Raw genomic sequence first — 22,337 nt, 5'->3', positions numbered from 1 at the left:
CACAGCATGACAACCCGCCTGTTCCACACCAGCGACATCCATTTCGGAATCGAGGACCGCGCCGCACTGGCCCGCGTCGCCGAAGCGGTCGAACGCGAACGGCCCGATGCGGTGATCTGCACCGGCGACCTGACCCAGCGTGCCAAGCACCGCGAATACCGCGCCGCAGCGCAGTGGTTCGCATCGCTCGGGGTCCCGGTCTGGCTCGATCCGGGCAATCACGACATGCCCTATTACAGTCCGTGGGAGCGATTTACCGACCCGTATCGGCGCTACCGCCGGCTCGACGATCAGGTCGGCGCCGGGTTCGAATCGGACGATGTCGTGCTGGTCCCGCTCAAGACCACCGTGCGCGCGCAGCCGCGCTTTCCGTGGTCCGACGGGGTGGTGATGCGCGACGCGTTGCAACGCACGCTGGCGCGGCTGTGCGAGCTGGAGGGTGATCCGCGCACGATCATCGTAACCGCGCACCACCCGCTGCTCGCGCCCCGCGACGGGGGCGATAATCCCACAATCGGCGGCGACCGCGCCTTTGCCGCGATTGCGGGGGCGGGCGCGGATATCGTGATGTCGGGGCATATCCATCGTCCGATCGACGAGGTGCGCACACGCGACGGACACTCGGCGCGGATGATTGGGGCCGGCACCCTGTCGACCAGGCTGCGGCACGGCGAGCCGCCCTCCTATCAGGTGCTTACCTGCGAGCGCGGCGGCACGGTTTCGGTCGATCTCAGGCGGTTCGGCCCGGCCCCGGTGCAGAAAACCCAACTGCGGGTTTAACCTTTTTTATCGCATTCGCGGTAACGATTCCTTGGTGAAACTACCTAGGCTTTGTTCGCGCGCGGATTCGACGGTGCGGCCAGGCCGGATATGTGTCTGAAAAGACACCTTGTTTGGAAAGGAGCGCGTCATGGGCGTTTTGAAGGCGATGACTCTCGCGGCGGTCCTGACCTGGGCCATCGCGCTGGTGGTCGGTTCGCAGGGGTCGAGCGGCGGGTCACTGGCAGTCCACTCGATGCACATAGTGGATTTCAAGATGTACTGGTCTTGGCCACTGTTCCTGTCGGCCACCGGCCTGTCGTGGGGATTGATCCTGCTGCAGCGCTAGCGCGCCGATTCGCAGGATCATCGAAAAAAGGGCGGCTCCCGCCGAGGAAGCCGCCCTTTTCTGCAATTTGCGTGCTCGAGGCGCTTAGCGCTTCGAGAACTGGAAGCTGCGACGTGCCTTGGCGCGGCCGTACTTCTTGCGCTCGACCACGCGGCTGTCGCGGGTGAGGAAGCCGGCCGCCTTAACGGTGGCGCGCAGCTCCGGCTCGTACTTGGTCAGCGCCTGGCTGATGCCGTGCTTGACCGCACCGGCCTGACCCGAAAGACCGCCGCCCTTGACGGTGGCGACGACATCGTACTGGCCCTGCCGATCGGTGATCGCGAACGGCTGGTCGATGATGAGGCGCAGCGTCGGACGGGCGAAGTAGACTTCCTGGTCCTTGCCGTTGACGGTGACCTTGCCGGTTCCGGGCTTGACCCAGACGCGGGCCTTCGCGTCCTTGCGGCGACCGGTGGCGTAGGCCCGGCCCTGTGCGTCGAGCTCCTGCTCGCGCAGCGGCGCGGTGCTGACCGCGATCGCGGCGGCATCGGCTTCGGGTGCATCGCCGGCGATGTCCTTCAGATCCGACAGGTCGGACACGGTTTCGCCGGAGTTCGTGGTTGTCTTTTCGTCAGCCATTACGCAGTGACCTTGTTCTTGCGATTCATCGAAGCGACGTCGAGCACCTGCGGGTTCTGCCCGTCGTGCGGATGCTCGGTCCCGTTGTAGAGGTGCAGCGCCTTCATCTGCTGCCGGCCCAGCGGACCGCGCGGAATCATGCGCTCGACCGCCTTTTCAAGCACGCGCTCGGGGAAACGCCCTTCGAGCACCTTGGCAGGAGTAGTCTCCTTGATCCCGCCGGGGTGGCCGGTGTGCTTGTAATAGACCTTGTCGGTCGCCTTCTTGCCGGTGAACTGCACCTTGTCGGCGTTGATCACGACCACGTGATCGCCGCAATCGACATGCGGGGTGAAGCTCGGCTTGTGCTTGCCGCGCAGGATATTGGCGATGATCGTAGCGACCCGACCCACGACGAGGCCTTCGGCATCGATCAGGTGCCAGTTCTTTTCGACCTCGGCCGGTTTGATCGACCGGGTCTGCTTGCTCAGAGCCTTCATGGCTGAATGTCCTTAACCCAAATTGGCTGGTTATCGTCGCGACGCGACCGAGGGCCGGTGATGCTCGCGAAGTGGCGCGCATTTGTGCCGGGAGGGCGCGGAAGTCAAGCAAAACCGGGCGATTCGGGAGAGGTAAAATAATACCGCAGAACGAGCGGGTCTGCCGCAAGCGCTAGAACTCGCCCATCGTCCAGACCTCGCTCGAGCGCCGTTCGCTCTCCCCGATCCGCGTGATGACGCGGCGCACGGCATGTTCCAGCCACGCCCCGCCGGGGGCGCGGCGCGCTTCGTAGGTCACCTCGAATTCACCCTTCAGCCCCTCGGGCAGATCGACCGTCTGGACCGAGCGCGCCGGAGCCGGGCCGGGAAAAAACAGGTCAGCGGGCAACTTTTCGAGCATGCTTCCGGCCGAGCGCTGCAACTGCGCGAGATATTGCAGCTGCATAAGCTTGGCATCGGCCGGAATCGCCCAGCCGCCGATCACGCTCTTGGCCTCCCGAACCGCCGCGTCGATGTCGTGGTCGCGGGTGTAGCGGCCGGCCGCGACGACGAGGCCCGAAGCAGACAGCAGGATCGGGAACATGCCGTCGGTCGAGCGCGATTCCTCGATCCGCGCGAGAGCGGACAGGGCTGCCGGTGCCTCGACCCGGGCGGAAACCTGCCTGCCGGTAACCGCGTATCCGTTGCCCTGGTTCGAGAAATCGATCTGCCACGCGCGCTCCACCGCGATCGATGCCCCGTCGTGCAACCCGCGCTCGATCCGCCGCGACAGCAGCATCGGCCGCTTCGGGATATTCAGCTGTGCAGCCGCGTAGACCTGTCCGTGCGCGAGAGACAGCCCCCCGCAAGCACCAGCCAACGCAGCACTCAAGGCCGCGCGACGCGAAAACCCGTTCATTGCCGTTTAGCGCCCCCGATTGCCCCCAACCAATCCACAGTCGCCGGATGCGCGACATCGCAGCACCAGGCGAGGATCGCGGGTGTATCATAGGGGTGCAGTTCGCCCAAGCGTTCGACCAGCCGATCGAGCATCGCACTGTTGGTCTTGAACAAAACGGCCGTTTCGCAGCCCGATCCGCGTTCGCCGTTCCATTCGTACAGCGCCTCGACATCGCCGATGATGTTGGCGCAGGCGATCAGCTTTTCGTCTAGCAACGACGCCGCGATCGCGCGTGCGGTTTCGCGGTCGGGGAAGGGGCACCAGGCGAGAGCGGCGAGGGTTTCGGTCATCGCGTTTCGTCAGTCGGCAGTGGCCCGCTGCCGGACGCCATCGGCATGCATGGCCCAGGCGAGGCTGGCGACGAGCAACGCGCCGGTGAGCTGGTGCGCCACCGCGATCCACAAGGACACGCCGCTCATGACCGTGGCGATGCCGAGGATTACCATCGTTCCGAACGCGCTGTGCACCGCAATCGAGGCGCGGCGCTCCGCCTTGCGCACGCGGCGGGCGATCCACACCAGCGCGGCGACCGCAATCCAGGCCCACCAGCGGTGGAGGAAATGCAGCAGGAACGGATCGTGGGTGAGAGTCCACCAGAACCCGCCCGACCAGTCGATTTCCGGCACCAGACGCCCGTTCATCAGCGGCCAATCGTAGGCGGCATGACCGGCATTGAGCCCGGCGACCCATGCGCCGAGCAGCAGTTGCATGAACACGACGATGGCGACTGCCAGCGAGGCAGCCGTGAGCGACGCTGGCCGCGCCGCAGGGTCGCGCGCCAGCCGGCGCAGGTCGAGCGCGGTCCAGACCAGGCCGCCGAGCGTGAACAGGGCGGTGAGCAGATGCACCGAGAGCCAGAAATGGCTCACATCGGTCATTTGTCCGGAAAGCCCGCTGCGCACCATCAGCCAGCCAATTGTGCCTTGCAGCGCTCCGAGGCCCAGCAGCGCGAAGAGCCGCGGCTTGTAGCCCCTAGGTATAGCGCCCTTCATCCAGAACCACGCCAGCGGCAGGGCGTAGGCGAGACCGATCAGGCGACCGATGACCCGGTGGAACCATTCCCAGAAGTAGATGAACTTGAACTCGGCCAGCGTCATGCCGCCCGCGCTCGCTTCGAAGCGGTATTCGGGAGTCGCGCGGTATTCTGCGAATTCGACCTCCCATGCGGCCTGGTCGAGCGGCGGAAGGATCCCGGTCACCGGCTGCCACTGCGTGATCGACAGACCGCTTTCGGTCAGCCGCGTGATCCCGCCGACCGCTACGATCACAACGATCATCAGCGCTACCAATTCAAGCCATCGCGCTAGCGCAAGCGGGCGGGCGGGCGATTCCCGCTGGCGATCGAGCGAAACGGGTGATTGGGCGGTCGTGGCCATGGTGTCGCCTCATTGTGCTGCGCCGCACCCGGTTGCAAGCCTGATTGCCGCAATCGACGATGCAGCGATCGCAATCGCGGGCGGATTCCTCGCAAATGGCCTTGCGAAATGTGATAATGTTACATATGTCGCCAGCCAGCGATGGAACAATTTACGCCCTCTCCCACGATTCGCCGTCGACTCGACCAGGTCGGGATCGGCCTGGCGGGGATGTGCGCGCTGCACTGCCTGGTGACGGTGCTGATAGTATCGGCGCTGGGGCTGGGCGGGCATTTCCTGGCCGACCCGCTGATCCACCGGATCGGGCTGGCGCTCGCGCTGTTCGTCGCCGCCGTGGCGATCGGGTGGGGGGCGATCAAGCATCGTCGCCGCATGCCGTTCGTCACCGCCATGATGGGCCTTACCTTCATGGGCGGCGCGCTCGCGGTACCGCACGGCCCGAAGGAGTTCGTGCTGACGCTGATCGGCGTCTCGCTGGTCGCGGCGGGACACCTGCTCAACCTGCGCGCCCCGCGCTGAGCAGGCGCTTACCCGAAAACTCGCGGTTGCGCAGGCGGCTGATCCGCCTATTTCGGTGCGCATGAGCGAGACCAAGACCATCACCCTCAATGGCGAACCGCGCCAGACGGCGGCAGCGACGATTGCGGACCTCGTGCGCGAACTCGAACTAGCCCCGCAAAAGGTCGCGGTCGAGCGCAACGGGGAAATCGTGCCGCGCTCGACGCTGGAGGAGGCGGCGCTCGCATCGGGCGACATGCTCGAAATCGTCCACTTTGTCGGGGCGGGGATCACCAGGGTTCGGCTGCCGACACGTGGACCGTCGCCGGGCGCACCTTCACCTCGCGGCTGATCGTCGGCACCGGCAAGTACAAGGATTTCGAGCAGAACGCCGCCGCGGTCGAGGCAAGCGGCGCGGAGATCGTCACCGTGGCGGTGCGCCGGGTGAATGTCAGCGATCCCAAGGCACCGATGCTGACCGACTATATCGATCCCAGGAAGATCACCTACCTTCCCAACACCGCCGGATGCTTTACCGGCGAGGACGCGGTGCGCACCCTCAGGCTGGCACGCGAGGCGGGCGGCTGGGATCTCGTGAAGCTCGAAGTGCTGGGCGAGGCGCGCACGCTCTATCCCGACATGCGCGAAACGCTCAAGGCGACCGAGGTCTTGGCCAAGGAGGGATTCCTCCCGATGGTCTATTGCGTCGACGATCCGATCGCGGCGAAGCAGCTCGAGGATGCGGGCGCGGTGGCGATCATGCCGCTCGGCGCGCCGATCGGGTCGGGGCTGGGCATCCAGAACCAGGTGACGATCCGCCTGATCGTCGAAGGCGCGAATGTGCCGGTGCTGGTCGATGCGGGTGTCGGCACCGCCTCCGATGCCGCGGTCGGTATGGAGCTCGGCTGCGACGGCATCCTGATGAACACCGCAATTGCCGAAGCGAAAGACCCGATCCGCATGGCGCGCGCGATGAAACTCGCGGTGGAGGCCGGGCGCGAGGCCTATCTTGCGGGCCGCATGGGGCGCCGCAAATATGCCGATCCAAGCAGCCCCCTCGCTGGTTTGATCTGATGAATCGGCCCGAAGGGCCGCAAGGGCGACCGCCCGCCCGCAGCGAAGCGATCTTTGATCGCGTGAGCGAGGATATCGCGCCCCGAATGGGGTGCGGAAAAAACAAACCCATCCTTACGACGTATTAACCAAGTTAGCCGACAACCGTCTTCCAACAGGGAGGCGATCACATGGCCCTTGCCGGCACTGCCACGATGGCGATCAGCGAAATGCGCGAGTTCGCGAGCTTCGAACCGTGCGAGCAGCGTTATATCAAGCGCAGCCTCGATATCGGCCTGGCGCGCTGCGATGCCTTCAAGCTGTGGGGCCGGACCGAGCACGAAAACACCGCGATCCGCCGGCAGTATGTTGCCTATCAGGACCTCAAGGCGCTGCGCGAACTGGTCCCGTGCGAAGGGACGATCGGCGAAGTCGAGCGCTTCATCGGCAAGCTGGTGAGGATGGTGACGTTCGACCTCGAACAGGAGCGGATTGCGAGCTTCTCTGCCTTTCGCTTCCTCTACGAGCGCCTGCTGGGAGCCGAATCGCGGCCCTTCTTGCCCGCAGCCTTCTGCGCCGCCTCCGCTCTCCCGCAAATCCGCCCCGAACGCCGCAAGATGTTGCTGCAATCGCTGAGCGAAGCCGCCGCGACCGCACCGGGCTGGTCGGACCGCGCGCCGAGTTTTTATCCCGAATACGTCGAAGACGTTGAAGCGGCTTGATTTCGCCTGTCGGTTTGCGAAAACCGCACCCAGATGGGGAATGATGCAATAACCGCAGTCAACCATTGGCGAGGCCAGTGTCTCGACAACTTTGCTCGCGCCGAGAAAGCGATCATTTCCGCCTTCGCGTTCGAAGTTTTCGCAAGCCTCGAAGCTCCGCCCAAACTACACGAGACGGCCGCCCATCGGACAAGAAACCTTGCTCAAGCGTTGCGTCGGAGTTGGCCGAACAATCCCAGCGCAAATAAAGCGGTGGCGCAGTTGGAAAATTGGAGTCTCAGGGAAAAGCAGCGAAACCACCTTGTCCACGGCTGTTTCACTGTCAAACCCAACGGGACTGGCCGTTGGAGGCTGGTCAATGAAACTACCGAAGTCAGGAAAGGATTCTCTGTCACCAATCGGGTGCCAATTACCAACATAGAGGCAGAGGCGCTTCTCGCTGCGATCATTTCCGAAAGGAAAGAGCTCGAAGCAACATTGATCGAGCTGAAATCTCTATCGCCCTAGTCCTCAATACATCCCGTCGATCCGCTCCCGATAGCGATCGCGGATCTTGTGCCGCCGAATCTTCATGCTCGGCGTCATTTCCTCGTTCTCGATCGTGAAGGCCTCGTCCGCGAATTCGAACTTGCGGACCTTTTCGATCACCGACAGGTCGGTGTTGGTGCGGTCGACCGCTTCGCGCACCGCCTTCTTGAAGGCGGGCAGATCCTGCAGCGCCTTCATGTCGAACTTCTCGCCATTGGCGCGAGACCATTCGAGCGCCCACTCGGCATCCGGCACGATCAGCCCGACCACGTAGGGCCGCTTGTCGCCGCTCACCATCGCCTGCGCGACCTCGGGCTGCAGCGTCAGCATCCCCTCGATCTTCTGCGGTGCGACATTGTCGCCCTTGTCGTTGACGATCATGTCCTTCTTGCGATCGGTGATGACGATCCGGCCCTTGTCGTCGAGGTGCCCGATATCGCCGGTATGGAGCCAGCCGTCCTGGATCGTGCGCGCGGTTTCGGCGTCGTTGCGCCAGTAGCCGTGCATCACCAGCTCGCCGCGGCACAGGATTTCGCCATCCTCGGCGATCCTGATTTCCACGCCGCGCATCGGCGGGCCGACCGTGTCCATCTTGAGGCCGACGCGCGGGCGGTTGCAGCTGATCACCGGCCCGGCCTCGGTCTGGCCGTAACCCTGCAGCATCGTCAGCCCCATCGCCTCGAAGAAATTGCCGACTTCGGGGTTGAGCGGCGCGCCGCCCGAAACCATTGCCTTCACCCGTCCGCCGAATTTCTGCCGGATTTTCGGGCGGAGGGTCTTTTCGACCAGGAAATTCAGAGGCTTGTGTCGGGTGCGGGTCTTGCCCTCGGTTGCGTGATCTGCGATCTTCAGCGCCTTGTCCATCAGGAAGTTGGCGACTTTGCCCTGTTTTTCGACTTGCTTCATGATCCGGGTGCGCAGCACCTCGAACAGGCGCGGGACGACGACCATGATGGTCGGGCGGACTTCCTCGATGTTCGAGGCGAGCTTTTCGAGACCTTCGGAGTAGTAAATCTCCGCCCCGACCGAGATCGGCAGATATTGCCCGCCGGTGTGTTCGTAAGCGTGAGAGAGCGGCAGGAACGACAGGAAACGTTCGTCGGTAATTCCGAAATCGGTAATGAGGATTTCCGCTGCGCCCGCGACATTGCACAGGATCGATCCGTGATGCTGCTTGACCCCGCGCGGCGCGCCGCCGGTGCCGCTGGTGTAGATCAGGCAGGCGGTGTCGTCGCGGGAGATATGCGAGATTCGCTCGTCGACCGCCTTGCGCGCTGCCGCAGCGTCGCCCTGGATCAACGCGTCCCACCCGTGATACTCGAAGCTCCCGGCCTGTTTGCGGTGCAGGTCTTCGATCCCGATCACGTGATCGACGATTCCCGTCTGCCCGATCGCGCCGACCAGCGGGCCGAGCAGTTTCTCGTTCGAGACGATCACCGCGCGCGCGCCCGAATTGTCGAGGATGTGCGCGTGATCGCGCTGGGTATTGGTGGTGTAGGTCGGCACGGAGATGCACCCCGCCGCCATGATCGCGAGATCGGCAATGCACCATTCCGGGCGATTTTCGGACACGAGCGCGACTCGCTCGCCATCCTTGAGGCCGATGCGGCGCAGGCTTTCCGCCAGCAGGCACACCTGGTCGGCGACCTCGCGCCAGCTCTGGGTGCGCCACTCGCCGTCTTGCTTGCGGCCCAGAAACGGCGTCTCGCCCTTTTCGTCGGCGCGCTTCAGGAACAGTTCGATGAGGTTGTTGGCGGCGTCGATGTCCTGCAGGTGCGGGTCGTCGGCGGGGTTGACCACCGGCATGGCGGTCGACGGCGTGGCTGGCGCGTGCACTGACATTCTCCTGTGCCCCTGAGGGCTCCTCCTCTCCCCGGGCCGTCTACCCGGAACCGGGGCGGCACACGCGAGACTCTATCGACTTGTGCGGCTGGATTAGGGCGGGATTGCCGTAGCGGCAAGCTTCGGCTGGCAGCCCCTGAGGGCGACGTTCGGCGAATCGCGATGGATTTCGGACGCTTACTCGTAGACGAGCAGCGGCGCGATGCGCGGATCGGTCGCCACTTCCCAGCTTCCGTCCGGCTTGCGCAGCAGCGCGTTGGCCTTGAGCGGCGGGGAGGATGGACGGATCCGCTCATGGCCCAGCGCCTGGAGCTGCGGCTGCATCGCCTCGAGAGCGGTGCCCTGCTCGATCACCACGGTCGGGCCGAAAGCCATGATGAACGGCAATCCGAGCGCCTCCTGCGCACCCATGCCGAAATCGAGCACACCGATGATCGAGCGCGCGACCTGAACCGGGATCGTCGGTCCGCCCGCTGCCCCGATTACGAGGACGATCTCTCCCTGCTCGTCGAACACGATGGTGGGCGCCATCGAGCTGCGCGGGCGCTTTCCGCCCTCGACCCGGTTGGCGACCGGACTGCCTTGGGCGTCGGGGCTGAAACTGAAATCGGTCAGCTCGTTGTTGAGGTAGAACCCGCCGAAGAACAGCCCCGAACCGAATGCACCCTCGATCGTGGAGGTGTAACTCACCGCGTTGCCTTCGGCATCGACGACCGAGAAATGCGTGGTGCCGCTTTCCTGCGGTTCGTCGCCATCGGCCAGCGCCAGCGGCGCTCCGGGCGGCGTGCCGGGCGTTGCCTCCGCCAGCGCTGTGGCTGGATCGATCAGCACGCTGCGGCTCGCAAGATAGTCCGGATCGAGCAGTCCGGCGACCGGCACGGTCACGAAATCGTCATCGGCGAGGTAGAGCTCGCGGTCGGCGTAAGCGATGCGCTGCGATTCGAGAAACAGGTGCCAGAATTCGGCGCTGTCCGGCCCGAGCGCGGCGAGGTCGAAGCGCTCGAGCTGGGCGAGCATCTGGCCCACGGCGACGCCGCCCGACGATGGCGGCCCCATGCCGCACACCTTGTAGACACGGTAACGTACGCACACCGGATCGCGATCCTTGGCGGTATAGCCGGTGATGTCGGTGGCGCTCATCCGCCCGCCCTGCGGCGTCTCTTCGGCGATATAGCGCGCGAGGCTGGCGGCATTGCGATCGTACATGGCCTGCGGGCCGCTTTCGGCGAGGTCCGCGAGCGTGTCGGCGAATTCGGGGTTGCGGACCAGCGCACCGACCGGCAGCGCATTGCCATCCGGGCCGAAGAAGATCCGGCGCGCTTCCGCGCTGCGGTCGGCGCGGCCTTTCTGGTCGGACAGCGATTCGTGCAGCCGGCGGTTCATCACGAACCCGTCGCGCGCCAGCCCGATGGCCGGTTCGAACAGTTCCGACCATTCGAGTTTGCCGTACCGGTCATGGGCCTTGGCGGCGAGCGCGATGTTGCCCGGGACCCCGACGCTGAGGCCGGACGTGACGCTGATCTCGCGCGGCAGACGCTCGCCCTTGCCATCGAGGAAACGCGTACCGGTCGCCGCCGCCGGAGCGGTCTCGCGCCCGTCTATCGTCACGATGCTGTCGCCGTCGGAGCGCACCATGAAACCGCCCCCGCCGATGCCCGAGCTCTGCGGCTCGACCACCGTCAGCGCCAGCATCACCGCGATCGCCGCGTCGGTCGCCGACCCACCCTTGGCGAGGATTGCCTCGCCTGCGGCGGTCGCGCGCGGATCGGCGCTGCTGACCGCGCCGATCGAGGTCGCTTGCGATGGGGAGGGCGGGGCGCCGTCGGGGGCGCCATAGGCCTTGCAGCCAGCGAGCGAGAGGGCGAGCGCGAGGCCGATCAGATAGGTGTGCTTCATGACAAATGCGGCGCTATTCGCTTCCCACCGCTTCGGCAATGCTGGAAAATCCGTCGCGCCGCATCAGCCGGTCGAGCCCGCGCACGATCCGCTTGCCCAGCCCCGGTCCTTCGTAGACCATCGCCGAATAGAGCTGGACCAGGCTGGCACCGGCGCGGATCCGTTCCCACGCGTGTTCGGCGCTGGCAATGCCGCCGACCCCGACCAGGGGGATCGCACCCTCTGTCGCCTTGCGAAAATCGCGCAGCCGCTCGAGCGCAAGCGGGCGCAGGGGTGCACCCGAGAGCCCGCCTGTTTCCCCTGCATGGTGCGAGCGAAGGGCGGGGCGCGCAATGGTGGTGTTCGAAACGATCAGCGCGCCCAGCCGCTTGTCCAGCGCGATTCGCGCGATCGCATCGATATCGGCCGGTTCGAGATCGGGTGCGACCTTGAGGAATATCGGAGGCGGAGAGATCGACCCCGCCTCCGCCCGCGCTGCGATCACCGCGTCGATCAGTGCGGAAAGCGCCGCTTCGTCCTGCAGCGCGCGCAGGCCGGGCGTGTTGGGGCTCGACACGTTGACGGCCAGATAGCTCGCATAGGGCGTCATCGCCCGCGTCATCGCGGCATAGTCGGCGATGCGATCGGACGAATCCTTGTTCGCGCCGATATTGATGCCGACGATGCCCGGCCTCCCGGCGCGCCGTTCGAGTCGCGCCAGCGCGGCCGCAGCCCCGGCATTGTTGAAGCCCATCCGGTTGATGACCGCGTCGTCCTCGACCAGCCGGAACAGGCGTGGCCGGGGATTGCCGGCTTGCGGCCGCGGGGTTATCGATCCGACCTCGGTAAAGCCGAAGCCGAGGCCGAGCAGCGCGTCGGGCACCTCGGCATCCTTGTCGAACCCCGCGGCGACTCCAACCGGATTGGGAAAGCCGAGCCCTGCGACGTCGATCGCGAGCGGGCCGGATTCCGCGCTCTGGGGGCCTCGGATCGGCAGCTTCCTGAGCGCGGCGATCGCCAGCCTATGCCCCGCCTCGGAATCGAGAGCGAACAGCGCGGGTTTGAACAAGCGGAACAGCATCGCGCGCGGCTATGCCGATTTTCGCGGGCCTGTCGAGATGCCGCGCCGAAAACCTGCAGTCGCACCCGGCACAGCGATTCGCGGCACCCATCTGCAGACCGCCGACATGAATATGTCTGAATATTCCGGAGTTTCCAGCGAACTCATCGCCAACCTTGTCGTTTGCATACAATTCTTCGCGCTCAAGTGGGTTTACATACTGCCCTGCGACCCGAAGGGCTCGGAGCAGCAATGCGAAGAGTTCCTCAACTCAAATGGGCGGCTCCATCATGGAGCCGCCCTTTTTTTGTGCCAATTCATTGAAAAGCCGCTACATGTCGCGCGTTGGGGCAAATTCGATGTACGATTCCGAAAATGCAGACCCGAGCCGGGACTCGGAAGATCACGGCAAGGTCGATCCCGAGCTTACCGCTGCTTCGCTCATCTCGGTAGACTACATCGCGCCGCCCGCCGCCGTCAGCGACTACGTCACCACGCTGTATCACTTCCGTTGCGACGAACAGCTGATTCGCGATGTTCAGCCCGCATCGGTGGGTCATCTGGCGCTGTTTCCGTACGGCAAGGGGGAAATGCAGTTCGGCGACGGGCGCTGCGATCCCAATCCCGAAATCGCCGTGATGACGCCGCTGTCGACCGCGACTCCGATCGTGGTCAATGGCCCGTTTCACGCCATCGGGGCTGCGCTGACACCGCTGGGCTGGGCGGCACTCACCGGACTGCATGCCGGCCAGAACCGCGACCGGCTGCGCGAAGCGCGCGAGATCCTGGGCGACGACGTCGTACCGCTCGGCGAACAGCTCATCGCCGAATACCGTGCGGGCAGCAGGAGCGGCCGGGACTGCGCGCTGGCGATCGGCGAATATATCGCCCGCAAGGCGAAGCCGATCAATCCGCGCCATGCCGAGCTGATTCGGCTGGTCAATGGCTGGCTCGGATCGTCGCTCAGTCCCGACATCGGCGCGTTGATGGCCAAGGCCGCCTATTCGGATCGCCAGGTGCAGCGCCTGGTGGAACGCTATTTCGGGCTGCCGCCGCAGGCCCTCGCGCGCAAATATCGCGCCCTGCGCGCGGCGGCGCTGCTGTCCTTCCCGCAGCTGACTCCGGAATTCGAGGCCGAACTCGGCGCGGCGTTCTTCGATCAGTCGCACATGATTCGCGAAATCACCCGCTTTGCCGGTCGCACGCCGAAGCGGCTGGCCGACAAGGACAGTCCATTCCTGAGCGAAATGATCGATCCCAAGAATTTTCGCGAACTCGGCTAGGCCGTGGCGGTGCTCCGGCACCGAATCGCGTCTGCGCCGTTATCCACCCAGAAGCATTCTCGCAGAGGCCCCATGGTTCGTATTGCCTTATTCGCCGTTTCGACTTTCTCGCTGGCAGGCTGCGCGACTTATCCGCAAGCCCCGCTGGCCGAATCCGCGCCGCCGACGATCGAGAGCGCTCCTGCCACGCCCGTCGCCTTGTCCGCGCTGTTCGATGGATACGATGCGGCACAGCTGGCCATGTCGCCTGAAACCAAGGCCTATCGCGGTATCCGCGATGACGATTACGGCCGGTGGGACGACCCCTCGGACGCGGCGGCAGAGCGCGAATTCCGGCTGTTGCAGGACACGGCGGCAACCATGCGCGCCGACTATGATCTCGAATCGCTGCCGCAGCCGGATGCGCTGTCGTACCGGCTGTTCGATCAACTGGCGGAGCGGCGTGCGTCGCTGCATCCTTACCGCGAATACGGATTCCTGTTCGATCACCGCCGCGGGGCACATACGAGCATTCCGGCGTTTCTGATCAACATCCACCGCGTCGACTCGGTGGAACACGCCGAGGCCTATGTCGCGCGAATAGCGGGGATCGGCCCCAATCTCGATGCGCTGACCGCCGAAAGCCGGGCGCGTGCCGATTCCGGCGTCATGCCGCCCGACTGGGTCTATCCCTATGTCATAGCCGATCTCGAAGCGCTGATCGCCGCCGGGAAAGACAATGCGGTGCTGAGAGATTTCGAGACAAAGGTCATGGCACTGCCCGTACCGGAAGGCGAAGTGCTCAAGATGGCTGGCGCTGCGGTTGCCTTGCTTGGCGCGGCGGAGCTGGCCTGGATGGAATCGGCACTGCCCGCCTACACAAGGCTGCTTGCCGAAATGAAGCGCCAGCAGGCGATCGCGCCGACCGATGACGGGATCTGGCGCCTGCCCGATGGCGACAAGTATTACGCGGCGCTGCTGGGCAGCTACACCACCACCGATCTGACCGCGGACGAAATCCATGACATCGGCCTGCGCGAAGTCGATCGGATCCATCGCGAAATGCGCGCGATCATGGACCAGGTCGGATTTGAGGGATCGTTGCAGGACTTCTTCGAATTCACACGGACCGACGACCGGTTCTTCCATACCAGCCGCGAGGATTACCTCGCCGAAGCGCAGGCCAGGCTCGACGCAATGGAAGCGAAGCTGCCGGAATTTTTCGGCCGCCTGCCCGAGGCGCCGATGATCATCAAGCCGGTCGAGGCGTTCCGCGAAAAGAGCGCGGGCAAGGCCTTCTACCAGAGCCCCGCGCCCGACGGATCGCGGCCCGGCACCTATTACGTGAACCTCTACAACTTGCGCGACATGTCGAGAAACGAGCTTGAAGCGCTCGCCTATCACGAAGGGTTCCCGGGCCACCATCTGCAGCGCGCGCTGCAAACCGAACTGGGCGACCTTCCGCCGTTCCGGCGGTTCGGGGGTGTCACGGCCTATACCGAGGGATGGGGCCTCTACACCGAGGAGCTCGGCAAGGACATGGGCTTCTACCAGGACCCGTATTCCGATTTTGGACGGCTCGGGATGGAGCTGTGGCGCGCGTGCCGACTGGTGGTCGACACCGGGATCCATTCGAAGAGGTGGACGCGGGAACAGGCGATCCAATATCTGAAGGACAACACCCCCAATCCCGAAGGCGACATCGTCAAGGCGATCGAGCGCTACATCACCACGCCCGGCCAGGCGACGGCCTACATGATTGGCAAGCTCGAGATCATGCAATTGCGAGCGCGGGCGCAGGCCGAACTGGGCGACGATTTCGACATACGCGAATTCCACGATGCCGTGCTGACCAGCGGACCGGTTCCGCTCTCCATCCTCGAAGAGAACGTCGAGGTGTGGATCGCCTCAAAGCAAGCCAACTAGCACTGTAGTGACTTGCCGATCTCAACTCCATCGGTCTGAATGTCGCTGAGATACAATGAGACACAGCGCCGCCCCTTTACAGCTTTTCCTCAAGCCGGTTGAAGCAAGCATTCGAAGCTTGCCTTCAAAGGGTTGTGGGACGGCACGATAGAGGGTCGCTCCAGGCTATCATGCCGTCCCATTTTTCCCTAGCATACTTTGACCCGCCGCCTGAGCTAAATCGCCATATTCTGACGACTTTCTTCTTTTCGACCGAGCAGGTCGAGATCGAAGATCGGCATCCTGGCGGGCTGGGCCAGGTGGTGCTGTTCCCGCGCGGCGAAGGCGAGGCGGATCTGCCCGGGGGGGTGCAACCCGTCTCGCCCGGCGCCTATATGTTCTGCGGTTTCAGTGCGGCGATGGGGTTCCGGATGCGGGGGCCGTGGCATTCGATCGGCGCGTCGCTTTCCCCGCTGGGCTGGGCGGCGCTGACCGGACAGCCCGCAAACACGCATATCGATCGCCTGGTGCCGGCCCGGGAGTTTCTCGGCCACGATATCGACGTTTTCGGCGACAGCTTGATTGCGCGCTACAATACCGGCACGACCAGCGGGGAAGCGGCCTGCCACGAACTGGCCGACTGGATCGGGCGGCGGCTCGGGAAAATCGCCCCTTCGCATGAGCGGCTGATCGAAACCACGATTTGCTGGCTGGGGTCGTCGCTCAACCCCGAGATGGAGGACCTGTTCGCGCGGCTCACCTATTCGCGGCGACAGGGCGAACGCCTGATCGAACGGTATTTCGGGCTGCCACCGGCGGCGCTCGCGCGCAAATTCCGTGCGGTCAGGGCAGCGGCGTTGCTTTCGCAGGAGGACCTCGGCGACGAGGCCGAGGCCGAGATCGCCGCCGCATTCTACGATCAGCCGCACATGATCCGCGAAATCAGGCGCTTCTGCGGCTATACACCGTCGCGCCTGGGGGGACCGGCGGACCCGATCTTTCACACCATGATCCGGCTCAAGAATTTCGACCGGCTCGCGCAGTTTCGCGCCATCGAGTAGCCATGGCCCAGGGCGCTGTGCTTGAAATCGGAGCGATCCGTGCGTATTTGAAATCCGACCGAATCAGTCGGATTTAAGAACCACTCGCAACTAGCGGATTACGAGCCTCACCATGCGCCTGTCCAACCTCGCCGATTATGCCGTCATCACGATGGTTCAGGCGGCGACGCATTGCGGTGACGGGCGGGTGAGTGCGGCGGAGCTGGCGAGCGAGACGGGGCTTCCGGTGCCGACGGTGCAGCGGCTCGTCTCCAAGCTCACGGCGGCGGGTCTGCTGCGGTCCGTGCGCGGCGCGGGCGGCGGTCTGCAGCTCGGTCGCCCGGCGGCAGCGATCACGGTTGCCGACATCGTCGAAGCGGTGGAGGGTCCGATCACGCTCACCGCCTGTATCGAGCACGGCGAGTGCGATTTCGAGACCGGCTGCACGATGAAGCCGCACTGGCCGATCATCAACCGGAAACTCCGCAGCGCGCTGGCCGAGGTTACGCTCGACCAATTGCGCGCCGCCCCTGCAATTCAGCCCAAAGAGCACGCGGCATGACCGACAATCTCGACACCCAGGACATCGACCGCGAAGCCAGGGATGCGGCGGCCAAGGCGGCCGAATACGAACACGGCTGGTCCTCGGATATCGAAACCGAATTCGCCGAGAAGGGTCTCAGCGAAGATACCGTTCGGTTCATTTCCGCCAAGAAGGGCGAGCCGGAATGGATGCTCGACTGGCGGCTCAAGGCGTTCCGCATGTGGCAGGAGATGGAGGAGCCGGACTGGGCCAAGGTCGGCTATCCCAAGATCGATTACCAAGACGCCTATTACTACGCCGCGCCCAAGAAGAAGATCGAACTGGGATCGCTCGACGAGCTCGATCCCGAGATCAAGCGGGTCTACGACAAGCTTGGCATTCCGGTGGCGGAGCAGGAAGTGCTCGCCGGAGTGAAGGGCGCGCGCAAGGTTGCTGTGGATGCGGTGTTCGACAGCGTCAGCGTCGCCACCACCTTCCGTGAGGAATTGAAACGCGCAGGCGTGATCTTCCTGTCGATCAGCGAGGCGATCAGGGAATACCCCGAGCTGGTGAAGAAGTGGCTCGGCCGCGTCGTTCCGCGTCAGGACAATTACTTCGCCACGCTCAACAGCGCGGTCTTCTCCGACGGGACCTTCGTCTACGTGCCCGAAGGCGTGCGCTGCCCGATGGAGCTCTCCACCTATTTCCGCATCAACGCCGAGAACACCGGTCAGTTCGAACGCACGCTGATCGTGGCGGAGAAGGGCTCTTACGTCTCCTATCTCGAAGGCTGCACCGCGCCGATGCGCGACGAAAACCAGCTCCACGCCGCCGTGGTCGAGCTGGTCGCGATGGAAGATGCCGAAATCAAGTATTCGACCGTTCAGAACTGGTATCCGGGCAATTCCGAAGGCGTTGGCGGGATCTACAATTTCGTCACCAAGCGCGGGCTGTGCCAGGGCGACCGCTCGAAGATCAGCTGGACCCAGGTCGAAACCGGCTCTGCGGTGACGTGGAAATACCCCAGTTGCGTGCTCAACGGCGAAGACAGCGTGGGCGAGTTCTACTCGGTCGCGGTGACCAACAATTTCCAGCAGGCCGATACCGGCACCAAGATGATCCACAACGGGCGCGGATCGCGCTCGACGATCATCTCGAAGGGCATCAGCGCGGGCAAATCGTCCAACACCTATCGCGGGCTGGTCCGCGTCGGCCCCAAGGCCGATGGCGTGCGCAACTTCACCCAGTGCGACAGTCTGCTGCTCGGCGACGAATGCGGCGCGCACACCGTGCCCTATATCGAGGTCAAGAACCCCGGCGCGCAGATCGAACACGAGGCGACCACCTCGAAGATCAGCGACGAGCAGCTGTTCTACGCGATGCAGCGCGGGCTGGACGAGGAAGAGGCCGTGGCGCTGATCGTCAACGGCTTTGCGAAGGACGTGCTCAAAGAGCTTCCGATGGAATTTGCGGTTGAGGCTCAGAAGCTGCTGGCGATTTCGCTTGAGGGGAGCGTGGGGTGATTACATCTCTGGTCGCCTTTGCCTTTTTCGCTTTTCTGGCCTTCCTCTTCATTGGGGTCGCGAGGCTTTGGTTTCAGACAGGCAACCTATCGGGCAAGCCTTCACAATCTGGGGTCGCTACTGATCGATCGTGCCGCCCAGTCCAATTCTGGATAATGGTGGTCCCGGCCTTCAATACGGGCATTCTACTGGCAATATTGGCGATTGAGGCTTTACTTGGCGCCTTAGGAAGCGCGTACTCTGGCGCGGTAAGTCCTGCCCAATGACCACCCGCAAGACTTTAGGCCTCAAGGACACCTCCGAAACCGCGCCCAATCTCAACAAGAAGGGGCGCGGTTGGAAGATTTCGGAATCGCGGCTCGATGAGCTGCACAGCCAGGCGCGCGAGCGGCGGCGGTTTTCGTCCGACGCGCACAAGGCGCTCGCCAAGCGCTTCGCCTCTGCCAATCTCGGTCGTCACACCTTCAAACGCCACGCCGTGGTTGGCAGCGCGATCGTCGATTTCAACTGCCACTCGCTCGGCATGGCGGTCGATATCTTCGAGGAAGGCGACAACGAAGCGCTCGCGACCCGCCGCGACAAGAGCCTCGAAGCGGTCGGGATAAAGGTGATGCGGGTCAAGGCCAGCGAAGTGCTCGAGAACATGGACGGTGTGCTCGCGCGGATCACTGCGGGAATGCGCCAGCGGATCGAGGAAAAGCGATCCAGTCGCCGGGCGCGCGACCATGGCGATCGCAGCCATTCACCCATCGATGAAACGGAAAGCCAGGACTGACACCATGATCTCTACCGCACTTGCACTGGCGATGAGCCTTCAGGGAGCGACCGAAACCGCGGTCGCCATCAAGAACGATGAGCCGGAAACCTGGACGGTCGAATATCCGCGCATCATTCGCCCGTTCGTGGTGCAATATCGCAACTGCCTCGGCAGCTCGAACAGGATCGTGCGCGGGGTGGCCGATTTCGAGATGCAGCACCGCTCTGACATTCCGCGATGCGCCGACATCGCGGCGCAGGCGATCACGCGATCGAACGCGGCCATGATCGGGGCCAAGACGAAGCTGACGCCCGAAGAGGTCGACCGGCTGTTCGGCAATATCGGCATGATCCACATCGCGCGCGGGCGCGATCTCGACAACCAGTTCACCCAGCGGCTTCAGCGCGCGGAGGCGCGGCAGGTCGAATATCGCGAGAATCAGGGCGACGGGCTCCTGCTCAACCGTCCTGTGCAGGAACCCGTCCAGGAAAGCGAACCGCTCGATGCTCAGAATTGATAACCTTCGCGCCGAGATCGACGGCAAGGAAATTCTGCGCGGCCTGACGCTCGAGGTGGCAGCGGGTGAGATCCACGCAATAATGGGCCCCAACGGTGCGGGCAAATCGACGCTGGCGCATGTGCTGGGCGGCAAGCCGGGCTACGAGGTTACCGAAGGTACGGTGACGTTCCGCGGCCAGGACCTGTTCGACCTCGATCCGCACGAGCGCGCGGGTGCCGGACTGTTCCTGGGCTTCCAGTATCCGGTCGAAATCCCCGGCGTCTCCAATGTCCAGTTCCTGCGCGAGGCGCTCAATGCGCAGCGCAAGTATCGCGGGGAGGAACCGCTGTCGGGTGGCGAGTTCCTGAAGCTCGCCAGGGACAAGGCCGCGCTGCTGAAAATGGACATGGAAATGCTCAAGCGGCAGGTCAATGTCGGCTTTTCTGGCGGTGAGAAAAAGCGCGCCGAGATGGTGCAGATGGGCATTCTCGATCCCGCCTTCGCGGTGCTCGACGAAACCGACAGCGGCCTCGATATCGACGCGTTGCGCGTGGTCGGCGACGGGATCAACGCGATCATGCGCCAGCCGGACAAGGGCGTGCTGCTGATCACCCACTACCAGCGCCTGCTCGACGTGGTGAAGCCCGACAAGGTCAGCGTGCTCGCCGGTGGGCGCATCGTTGCAACCGGCGGACCCGAACTCGCGCTGCGGCTCGAAGAGGAAGGCTACGACGCGGTGATGGCCGATGCCTGAGGCGGCGACCCTGCCCTCCCGACGCGACGAAGCCTGGCGCTACGCGGACATCTCCGCGCTCGAGCGGCTCGGCGCGGACGCGCTCGATGCGTGGCAGGAGATCGCGCTCGCGGATGGCGAGACGCAGCGGCACTGCATGGTGGTCGGCAGCGACCGGCCCGAACTGCACCGCATCCGCCTGACGCTCGGCGAAGGCGCGCGCGCGGAGATGTTCGTCACGATTTTGGGCACGGATTACACCCGCGTCGAAGTGGAAGTGACCCTGGGCAAAGGCGCGCATTTCGAGTTCGGCGGCGTGACGATCGGCGGCGGCGATGCAGTGCGCGAATTCGTCACCACCACCGTTCATGCCGAACCGGAGGCCACCAGCAACCAGACCGTGCGCAGCGTCCATTGGGGCAAGGCCACCGGCAACTTCCTCGGCGAGATCAAGGTCGCCCGGCGCGCGCAGAAGACCGACGCTGCGCAGGATTTCAAGGGCTTGCTGCTAGAGGCCGGAGCCAGCGCCAACGCGGTGCCGCAGCTCGAAATTTTCGCCGACGATGTGAAATGCGCGCACGGCGCGACCGTGGGCGAGCTCGACGAAGCGGCGCGCTATTACATGGCTGCGCGCGGCATTCCGCCGGAGCTGGGGCAGCGGCTGCTGGTGCAGGCCTTTCTCGGCGATGCCTTCGTCGAATTGGAGGACGAGGCGGAACGCGAGCGACTGCTCGAAGCGGCACTCGAAGTTCTGGAAGGTGCGACGCTGTGAACGCGCCGGCCGCCATGACGCGCGACCTGCGCGCCGACTTTCCGGGCCTCGTGACCCGCGACGGCGCGCCGTGGCATTATCTCGACACCGCCGCGACGGCGCAAAAGCCGCGTGCGGTGATCGAGACGATGGCACGCGCGCTGGGGGAGGATTATGCCACGGTCCATCGCGGGGTCTATGCACGCTCGGCGGAGATGACGCTCGCCTATGAAGCGGCGCGGCGGCGGATTGCCACGTTGCTTGGCGGTGCGGAGGACGAGATCGTCTTTACGCGAGGCGCGACCGAGGCGATCAACCTCGTGGCCAACAGCTGGGGCCGGGCAAACCTGAAGTCCGGCGACCGCATCCTGCTCTCTCGGCTCGAGCATCACTCCAACATCGTGCCGTGGCAGATGGTCGCGCAAGCGACCGGTGCCGTGATCGACGTTTGCCCGCTGACCGACGATCACCGGATCGATCTCGACGCCGCCGGGGCCATGCTCACAGATCAGCACAAACTGGTGGCCTTCGGGCATGTCTCCAATGTGCTGGGCAGCGTGCTCGATGCGCCGCGCGCGGCGGCGATGGCGCACAAGGTCGGTGCCAAGCTGCTGCTCGACGGCTGCCAGAGCGCGCCGCACATGCCGGTCGATGTCGCGGCGCTTGGCTGCGATTTCTACGTCTTTTCCGCGCACAAGCTCTACGGACCGACCGGGATCGGCGCGCTGTGGGCGAAAGCGGACATTCTCGACGCCATGCCCCCGTGGGAAGGCGGCGGCGCGATGATCGACCGCGTGACGTTCGAAAAGACCACCTACGCTCCGCCACCGCAGCGCTTCGAAGCGGGGACCCCCGCGATTGCCGAGGCGATCGCCTTCGCTGCCGCTGCGGATTACGTCAGCACAATCGGGCTCGACCGTATCCATGCCGCCGAAACAGGTCTGGTCGCGCGTCTGCGCCGCGAACTCGCCGCGATGAACGATGTCACCGTGTTCGGCCCCGCCGACAGCGCCGGTATCGTCAGCTTCGCGATAGACGGCATCCACCCGCACGATCTCGGCACCATCCTTGACGAGGCCAATGTCGCGATCCGCGCCGGGCACCATTGCGCGCAGCCGTTGATGGATTATCTCGGTGTCCCGGCGACCGCGCGCGCCAGCTTCGGGCTCTATTCGACCGACGCCGATATCGACGCGCTGCTCGAAGGCATCGCCCGCACCCGCCGGATTTTTGGAAAGGCATGAC

The 22,337-nt window shown here is 64.5% G+C and carries 25 protein-coding genes; 17 read left to right on the top strand and 8 right to left on the bottom strand.

What is annotated here, in order from left to right:
* Nucleotides 1-6 precede the first annotated feature (6 nt).
* Nucleotides 7-780, top strand: coding sequence for a metallophosphoesterase (locus KDC96_RS12845; protein ID WP_212448801.1), 774 nt, complete (start codon nt 7-9; stop codon nt 778-780).
* 130 nt (nt 781-910) lie between these two features.
* Nucleotides 911-1,108 carry a hypothetical protein gene (locus KDC96_RS12840; RefSeq protein ID WP_212448800.1) on the top strand — a complete coding sequence of 66 codons (198 nt, stop codon included), beginning with the start codon at nt 911-913 and terminating at the stop codon, nt 1,106-1,108.
* A gap of 84 nt (nt 1,109-1,192) precedes the next feature.
* On the opposite strand, the gene rpsI is transcribed toward KDC96_RS12840, so the two are convergent.
* The 5 genes from rpsI to KDC96_RS12815 all read right to left on the bottom strand — a co-directional run bounded on the left by rpsI (nt 1,193) and on the right by KDC96_RS12815 (nt 4,521).
* Nucleotides 1,193-1,726, bottom strand: a complete 534-nt coding sequence (rpsI, locus tag KDC96_RS12835; protein WP_212448799.1) for a 30S ribosomal protein S9 — start codon at nt 1,724-1,726, stop codon at nt 1,193-1,195.
* Nucleotides 1,726-2,205, bottom strand: coding sequence for a 50S ribosomal protein L13 (gene rplM, locus KDC96_RS12830; protein WP_212448798.1), 480 nt, complete (start codon nt 2,203-2,205; stop codon nt 1,726-1,728). The genes rpsI and rplM overlap by 1 nt, the downstream gene beginning before the upstream one ends.
* Before the next feature lie 172 nt (nt 2,206-2,377).
* Entirely contained in the window at nt 2,378-2,983 is a 606-nt protein-coding gene (locus tag KDC96_RS12825; RefSeq protein ID WP_212448797.1) for a hypothetical protein, read from the bottom strand.
* Between the two features lie 116 nt (nt 2,984-3,099).
* Nucleotides 3,100-3,435 carry a divalent-cation tolerance protein CutA gene (gene cutA / locus KDC96_RS12820; RefSeq protein ID WP_212448796.1) on the bottom strand — a complete coding sequence of 112 codons (336 nt, stop codon included), beginning with the start codon at nt 3,433-3,435 and terminating at the stop codon, nt 3,100-3,102.
* Between the two features lie 9 nt (nt 3,436-3,444).
* Entirely contained in the window at nt 3,445-4,521 is a 1,077-nt protein-coding gene (locus KDC96_RS12815; RefSeq protein WP_212448795.1) for a COX15/CtaA family protein, read from the bottom strand.
* 141 nt (nt 4,522-4,662) lie between these two features.
* Here KDC96_RS12815 and KDC96_RS12810 point away from each other — a divergent pair, with 141 nt between their 5' ends.
* The 5 genes from KDC96_RS12810 (at nt 4,663) to KDC96_RS12790 (ending at nt 7,301) form a co-directional block, all read left to right on the top strand.
* A complete protein-coding gene (locus KDC96_RS12810; RefSeq protein WP_212448794.1) occupies nt 4,663-5,040 on the top strand; it encodes a MerC domain-containing protein in 378 nt (125 codons plus the stop codon).
* 61 nt (nt 5,041-5,101) lie between these two features.
* The gene (gene thiS, locus KDC96_RS12805; protein WP_212448793.1) at nt 5,102-5,371 is read left to right on the top strand and encodes a sulfur carrier protein ThiS; all 270 of its coding nucleotides are present in this window, start codon (nt 5,102-5,104) and stop codon (nt 5,369-5,371) included.
* Complete coding sequence (locus KDC96_RS12800) at nt 5,266-6,093, top strand: bifunctional sulfur carrier protein/thiazole synthase protein (RefSeq protein ID WP_305819768.1); 828 nt, start codon at nt 5,266-5,268, stop codon at nt 6,091-6,093. The genes thiS and KDC96_RS12800 overlap by 106 nt, the downstream gene beginning before the upstream one ends.
* 170 nt (nt 6,094-6,263) lie before the next feature.
* The gene (locus KDC96_RS12795) at nt 6,264-6,794 is read left to right on the top strand and encodes a hypothetical protein (RefSeq protein WP_212448792.1); all 531 of its coding nucleotides are present in this window, start codon (nt 6,264-6,266) and stop codon (nt 6,792-6,794) included.
* Nucleotides 6,795-6,827: 33 nt separating this feature from the next.
* Nucleotides 6,828-7,301 (top strand): hypothetical protein, encoded by a 474-nt coding sequence (locus KDC96_RS12790; protein ID WP_212448791.1) that lies wholly within the window; start codon nt 6,828-6,830, stop codon nt 7,299-7,301.
* 3 nt (nt 7,302-7,304) lie between these two features.
* Here the strand turns inward: KDC96_RS12790 and KDC96_RS12785 are convergent, their stop codons facing one another.
* The 3 genes from KDC96_RS12785 to KDC96_RS12775 form a co-directional block, all read right to left on the bottom strand.
* Nucleotides 7,305-9,128 (bottom strand): long-chain fatty acid--CoA ligase, encoded by a 1,824-nt coding sequence (locus tag KDC96_RS12785; RefSeq protein ID WP_212452677.1) that lies wholly within the window; start codon nt 9,126-9,128, stop codon nt 7,305-7,307.
* Between the two features lie 213 nt (nt 9,129-9,341).
* Nucleotides 9,342-11,060 (bottom strand): gamma-glutamyltransferase, encoded by a 1,719-nt coding sequence (gene ggt, locus KDC96_RS12780; protein WP_212448790.1) that lies wholly within the window; start codon nt 11,058-11,060, stop codon nt 9,342-9,344.
* Between the two features lie 13 nt (nt 11,061-11,073).
* Nucleotides 11,074-12,120 carry a quinone-dependent dihydroorotate dehydrogenase gene (locus tag KDC96_RS12775; protein ID WP_212448789.1) on the bottom strand — a complete coding sequence of 349 codons (1,047 nt, stop codon included), beginning with the start codon at nt 12,118-12,120 and terminating at the stop codon, nt 11,074-11,076.
* A 338-nt stretch (nt 12,121-12,458) separates the two neighbouring features.
* On the opposite strand from KDC96_RS12775, the gene KDC96_RS12770 reads away from it, so the two are divergent.
* The 10 genes from KDC96_RS12770 (at nt 12,459) to KDC96_RS12725 (ending at nt 22,336) form a co-directional block, all read left to right on the top strand.
* On the top strand, nt 12,459-13,382 hold the full coding sequence (locus tag KDC96_RS12770; protein WP_212448788.1) for a helix-turn-helix domain-containing protein: 924 nt from the start codon (nt 12,459-12,461) through the stop codon (nt 13,380-13,382).
* 72 nt (nt 13,383-13,454) lie between these two features.
* The gene (locus tag KDC96_RS12765) at nt 13,455-15,287 is read left to right on the top strand and encodes a DUF885 family protein (RefSeq protein WP_212448787.1); all 1,833 of its coding nucleotides are present in this window, start codon (nt 13,455-13,457) and stop codon (nt 15,285-15,287) included.
* A gap of 170 nt (nt 15,288-15,457) precedes the next feature.
* On the top strand, nt 15,458-16,327 hold the full coding sequence (locus tag KDC96_RS12760; RefSeq protein ID WP_212448786.1) for a helix-turn-helix domain-containing protein: 870 nt from the start codon (nt 15,458-15,460) through the stop codon (nt 16,325-16,327).
* Nucleotides 16,328-16,439: 112 nt separating this feature from the next.
* Nucleotides 16,440-16,868, top strand: coding sequence for an SUF system Fe-S cluster assembly regulator (locus KDC96_RS12755; RefSeq protein ID WP_212448785.1), 429 nt, complete (start codon nt 16,440-16,442; stop codon nt 16,866-16,868).
* Entirely contained in the window at nt 16,865-18,352 is a 1,488-nt protein-coding gene (sufB, locus tag KDC96_RS12750; RefSeq protein ID WP_212448784.1) for a Fe-S cluster assembly protein SufB, read from the top strand. Before KDC96_RS12755 ends, sufB begins: the two co-directional genes overlap by 4 nt.
* A 262-nt stretch (nt 18,353-18,614) precedes the next feature.
* The gene (locus tag KDC96_RS12745; RefSeq protein WP_212448783.1) at nt 18,615-19,127 is read left to right on the top strand and encodes an endonuclease domain-containing protein; all 513 of its coding nucleotides are present in this window, start codon (nt 18,615-18,617) and stop codon (nt 19,125-19,127) included.
* Nucleotides 19,128-19,131: 4 nt separating this feature from the next.
* Entirely contained in the window at nt 19,132-19,626 is a 495-nt protein-coding gene (locus KDC96_RS12740; RefSeq protein ID WP_212448782.1) for a hypothetical protein, read from the top strand.
* A complete protein-coding gene (gene sufC, locus KDC96_RS12735) occupies nt 19,613-20,362 on the top strand; it encodes a Fe-S cluster assembly ATPase SufC (protein ID WP_212448781.1) in 750 nt (249 codons plus the stop codon). Before KDC96_RS12740 ends, sufC begins: the two co-directional genes overlap by 14 nt.
* Nucleotides 20,355-21,113: a SufD family Fe-S cluster assembly protein gene (locus KDC96_RS12730; RefSeq protein WP_212448780.1), complete on the top strand. Its 759-nt coding sequence runs from the start codon at nt 20,355-20,357 to the stop codon at nt 21,111-21,113. Before sufC ends, KDC96_RS12730 begins: the two co-directional genes overlap by 8 nt.
* 14 nt (nt 21,114-21,127) lie before the next feature.
* Nucleotides 21,128-22,336, top strand: a complete 1,209-nt coding sequence (locus KDC96_RS12725) for an aminotransferase class V-fold PLP-dependent enzyme (protein WP_212452675.1) — start codon at nt 21,128-21,130, stop codon at nt 22,334-22,336.
* The last annotated feature ends 1 nt before the right edge of the window (nt 22,337 follow it).

This window comes from Erythrobacter sp. JK5, assembly GCF_018205975.1.
Lineage (GTDB): Bacteria > Pseudomonadota > Alphaproteobacteria > Sphingomonadales > Sphingomonadaceae > Erythrobacter.
This window is presented reverse-complemented; position numbering and strand designations above follow the sequence as displayed.

Coding starts and splice junctions, on each gene's coding strand:
- KDC96_RS12845 (WP_212448801.1), top strand. CDS start 7: ATGACAACCCGCCTGTTCCACACCAGCGACATCCATTTCGGAATCGAG.
- KDC96_RS12840 (WP_212448800.1), top strand. CDS start 911: ATGGGCGTTTTGAAGGCGATGACTCTCGCGGCGGTCCTGACCTGGGCC.
- rpsI (WP_212448799.1), bottom strand. CDS start 1,726: ATGGCTGACGAAAAGACAACCACGAACTCCGGCGAAACCGTGTCCGAC.
- rplM (WP_212448798.1), bottom strand. CDS start 2,205: ATGAAGGCTCTGAGCAAGCAGACCCGGTCGATCAAACCGGCCGAGGTC.
- KDC96_RS12825 (WP_212448797.1), bottom strand. CDS start 2,983: ATGCTGCTGTCGCGGCGGATCGAGCGCGGGTTGCACGACGGGGCATCG.
- cutA (WP_212448796.1), bottom strand. CDS start 3,435: ATGACCGAAACCCTCGCCGCTCTCGCCTGGTGCCCCTTCCCCGACCGC.
- KDC96_RS12815 (WP_212448795.1), bottom strand. CDS start 4,521: ATGGCCACGACCGCCCAATCACCCGTTTCGCTCGATCGCCAGCGGGAA.
- KDC96_RS12810 (WP_212448794.1), top strand. CDS start 4,663: ATGGAACAATTTACGCCCTCTCCCACGATTCGCCGTCGACTCGACCAG.
- thiS (WP_212448793.1), top strand. CDS start 5,102: ATGAGCGAGACCAAGACCATCACCCTCAATGGCGAACCGCGCCAGACG.
- KDC96_RS12795 (WP_212448792.1), top strand. CDS start 6,264: ATGGCCCTTGCCGGCACTGCCACGATGGCGATCAGCGAAATGCGCGAG.
- KDC96_RS12790 (WP_212448791.1), top strand. CDS start 6,828: ATGGGGAATGATGCAATAACCGCAGTCAACCATTGGCGAGGCCAGTGT.
- KDC96_RS12785 (WP_212452677.1), bottom strand. CDS start 9,128: ATGCCGGTGGTCAACCCCGCCGACGACCCGCACCTGCAGGACATCGAC.
- ggt (WP_212448790.1), bottom strand. CDS start 11,060: ATGAAGCACACCTATCTGATCGGCCTCGCGCTCGCCCTCTCGCTCGCT.
- KDC96_RS12775 (WP_212448789.1), bottom strand. CDS start 12,120: ATGCTGTTCCGCTTGTTCAAACCCGCGCTGTTCGCTCTCGATTCCGAG.
- KDC96_RS12770 (WP_212448788.1), top strand. CDS start 12,459: ATGTACGATTCCGAAAATGCAGACCCGAGCCGGGACTCGGAAGATCAC.
- KDC96_RS12765 (WP_212448787.1), top strand. CDS start 13,455: ATGGTTCGTATTGCCTTATTCGCCGTTTCGACTTTCTCGCTGGCAGGC.
- KDC96_RS12760 (WP_212448786.1), top strand. CDS start 15,458: ATGCCGTCCCATTTTTCCCTAGCATACTTTGACCCGCCGCCTGAGCTA.
- KDC96_RS12755 (WP_212448785.1), top strand. CDS start 16,440: ATGCGCCTGTCCAACCTCGCCGATTATGCCGTCATCACGATGGTTCAG.
- sufB (WP_212448784.1), top strand. CDS start 16,865: ATGACCGACAATCTCGACACCCAGGACATCGACCGCGAAGCCAGGGAT.
- KDC96_RS12745 (WP_212448783.1), top strand. CDS start 18,615: ATGACCACCCGCAAGACTTTAGGCCTCAAGGACACCTCCGAAACCGCG.
- KDC96_RS12740 (WP_212448782.1), top strand. CDS start 19,132: ATGATCTCTACCGCACTTGCACTGGCGATGAGCCTTCAGGGAGCGACC.
- sufC (WP_212448781.1), top strand. CDS start 19,613: ATGCTCAGAATTGATAACCTTCGCGCCGAGATCGACGGCAAGGAAATT.
- KDC96_RS12730 (WP_212448780.1), top strand. CDS start 20,355: ATGCCTGAGGCGGCGACCCTGCCCTCCCGACGCGACGAAGCCTGGCGC.
- KDC96_RS12725 (WP_212452675.1), top strand. CDS start 21,128: ATGACGCGCGACCTGCGCGCCGACTTTCCGGGCCTCGTGACCCGCGAC.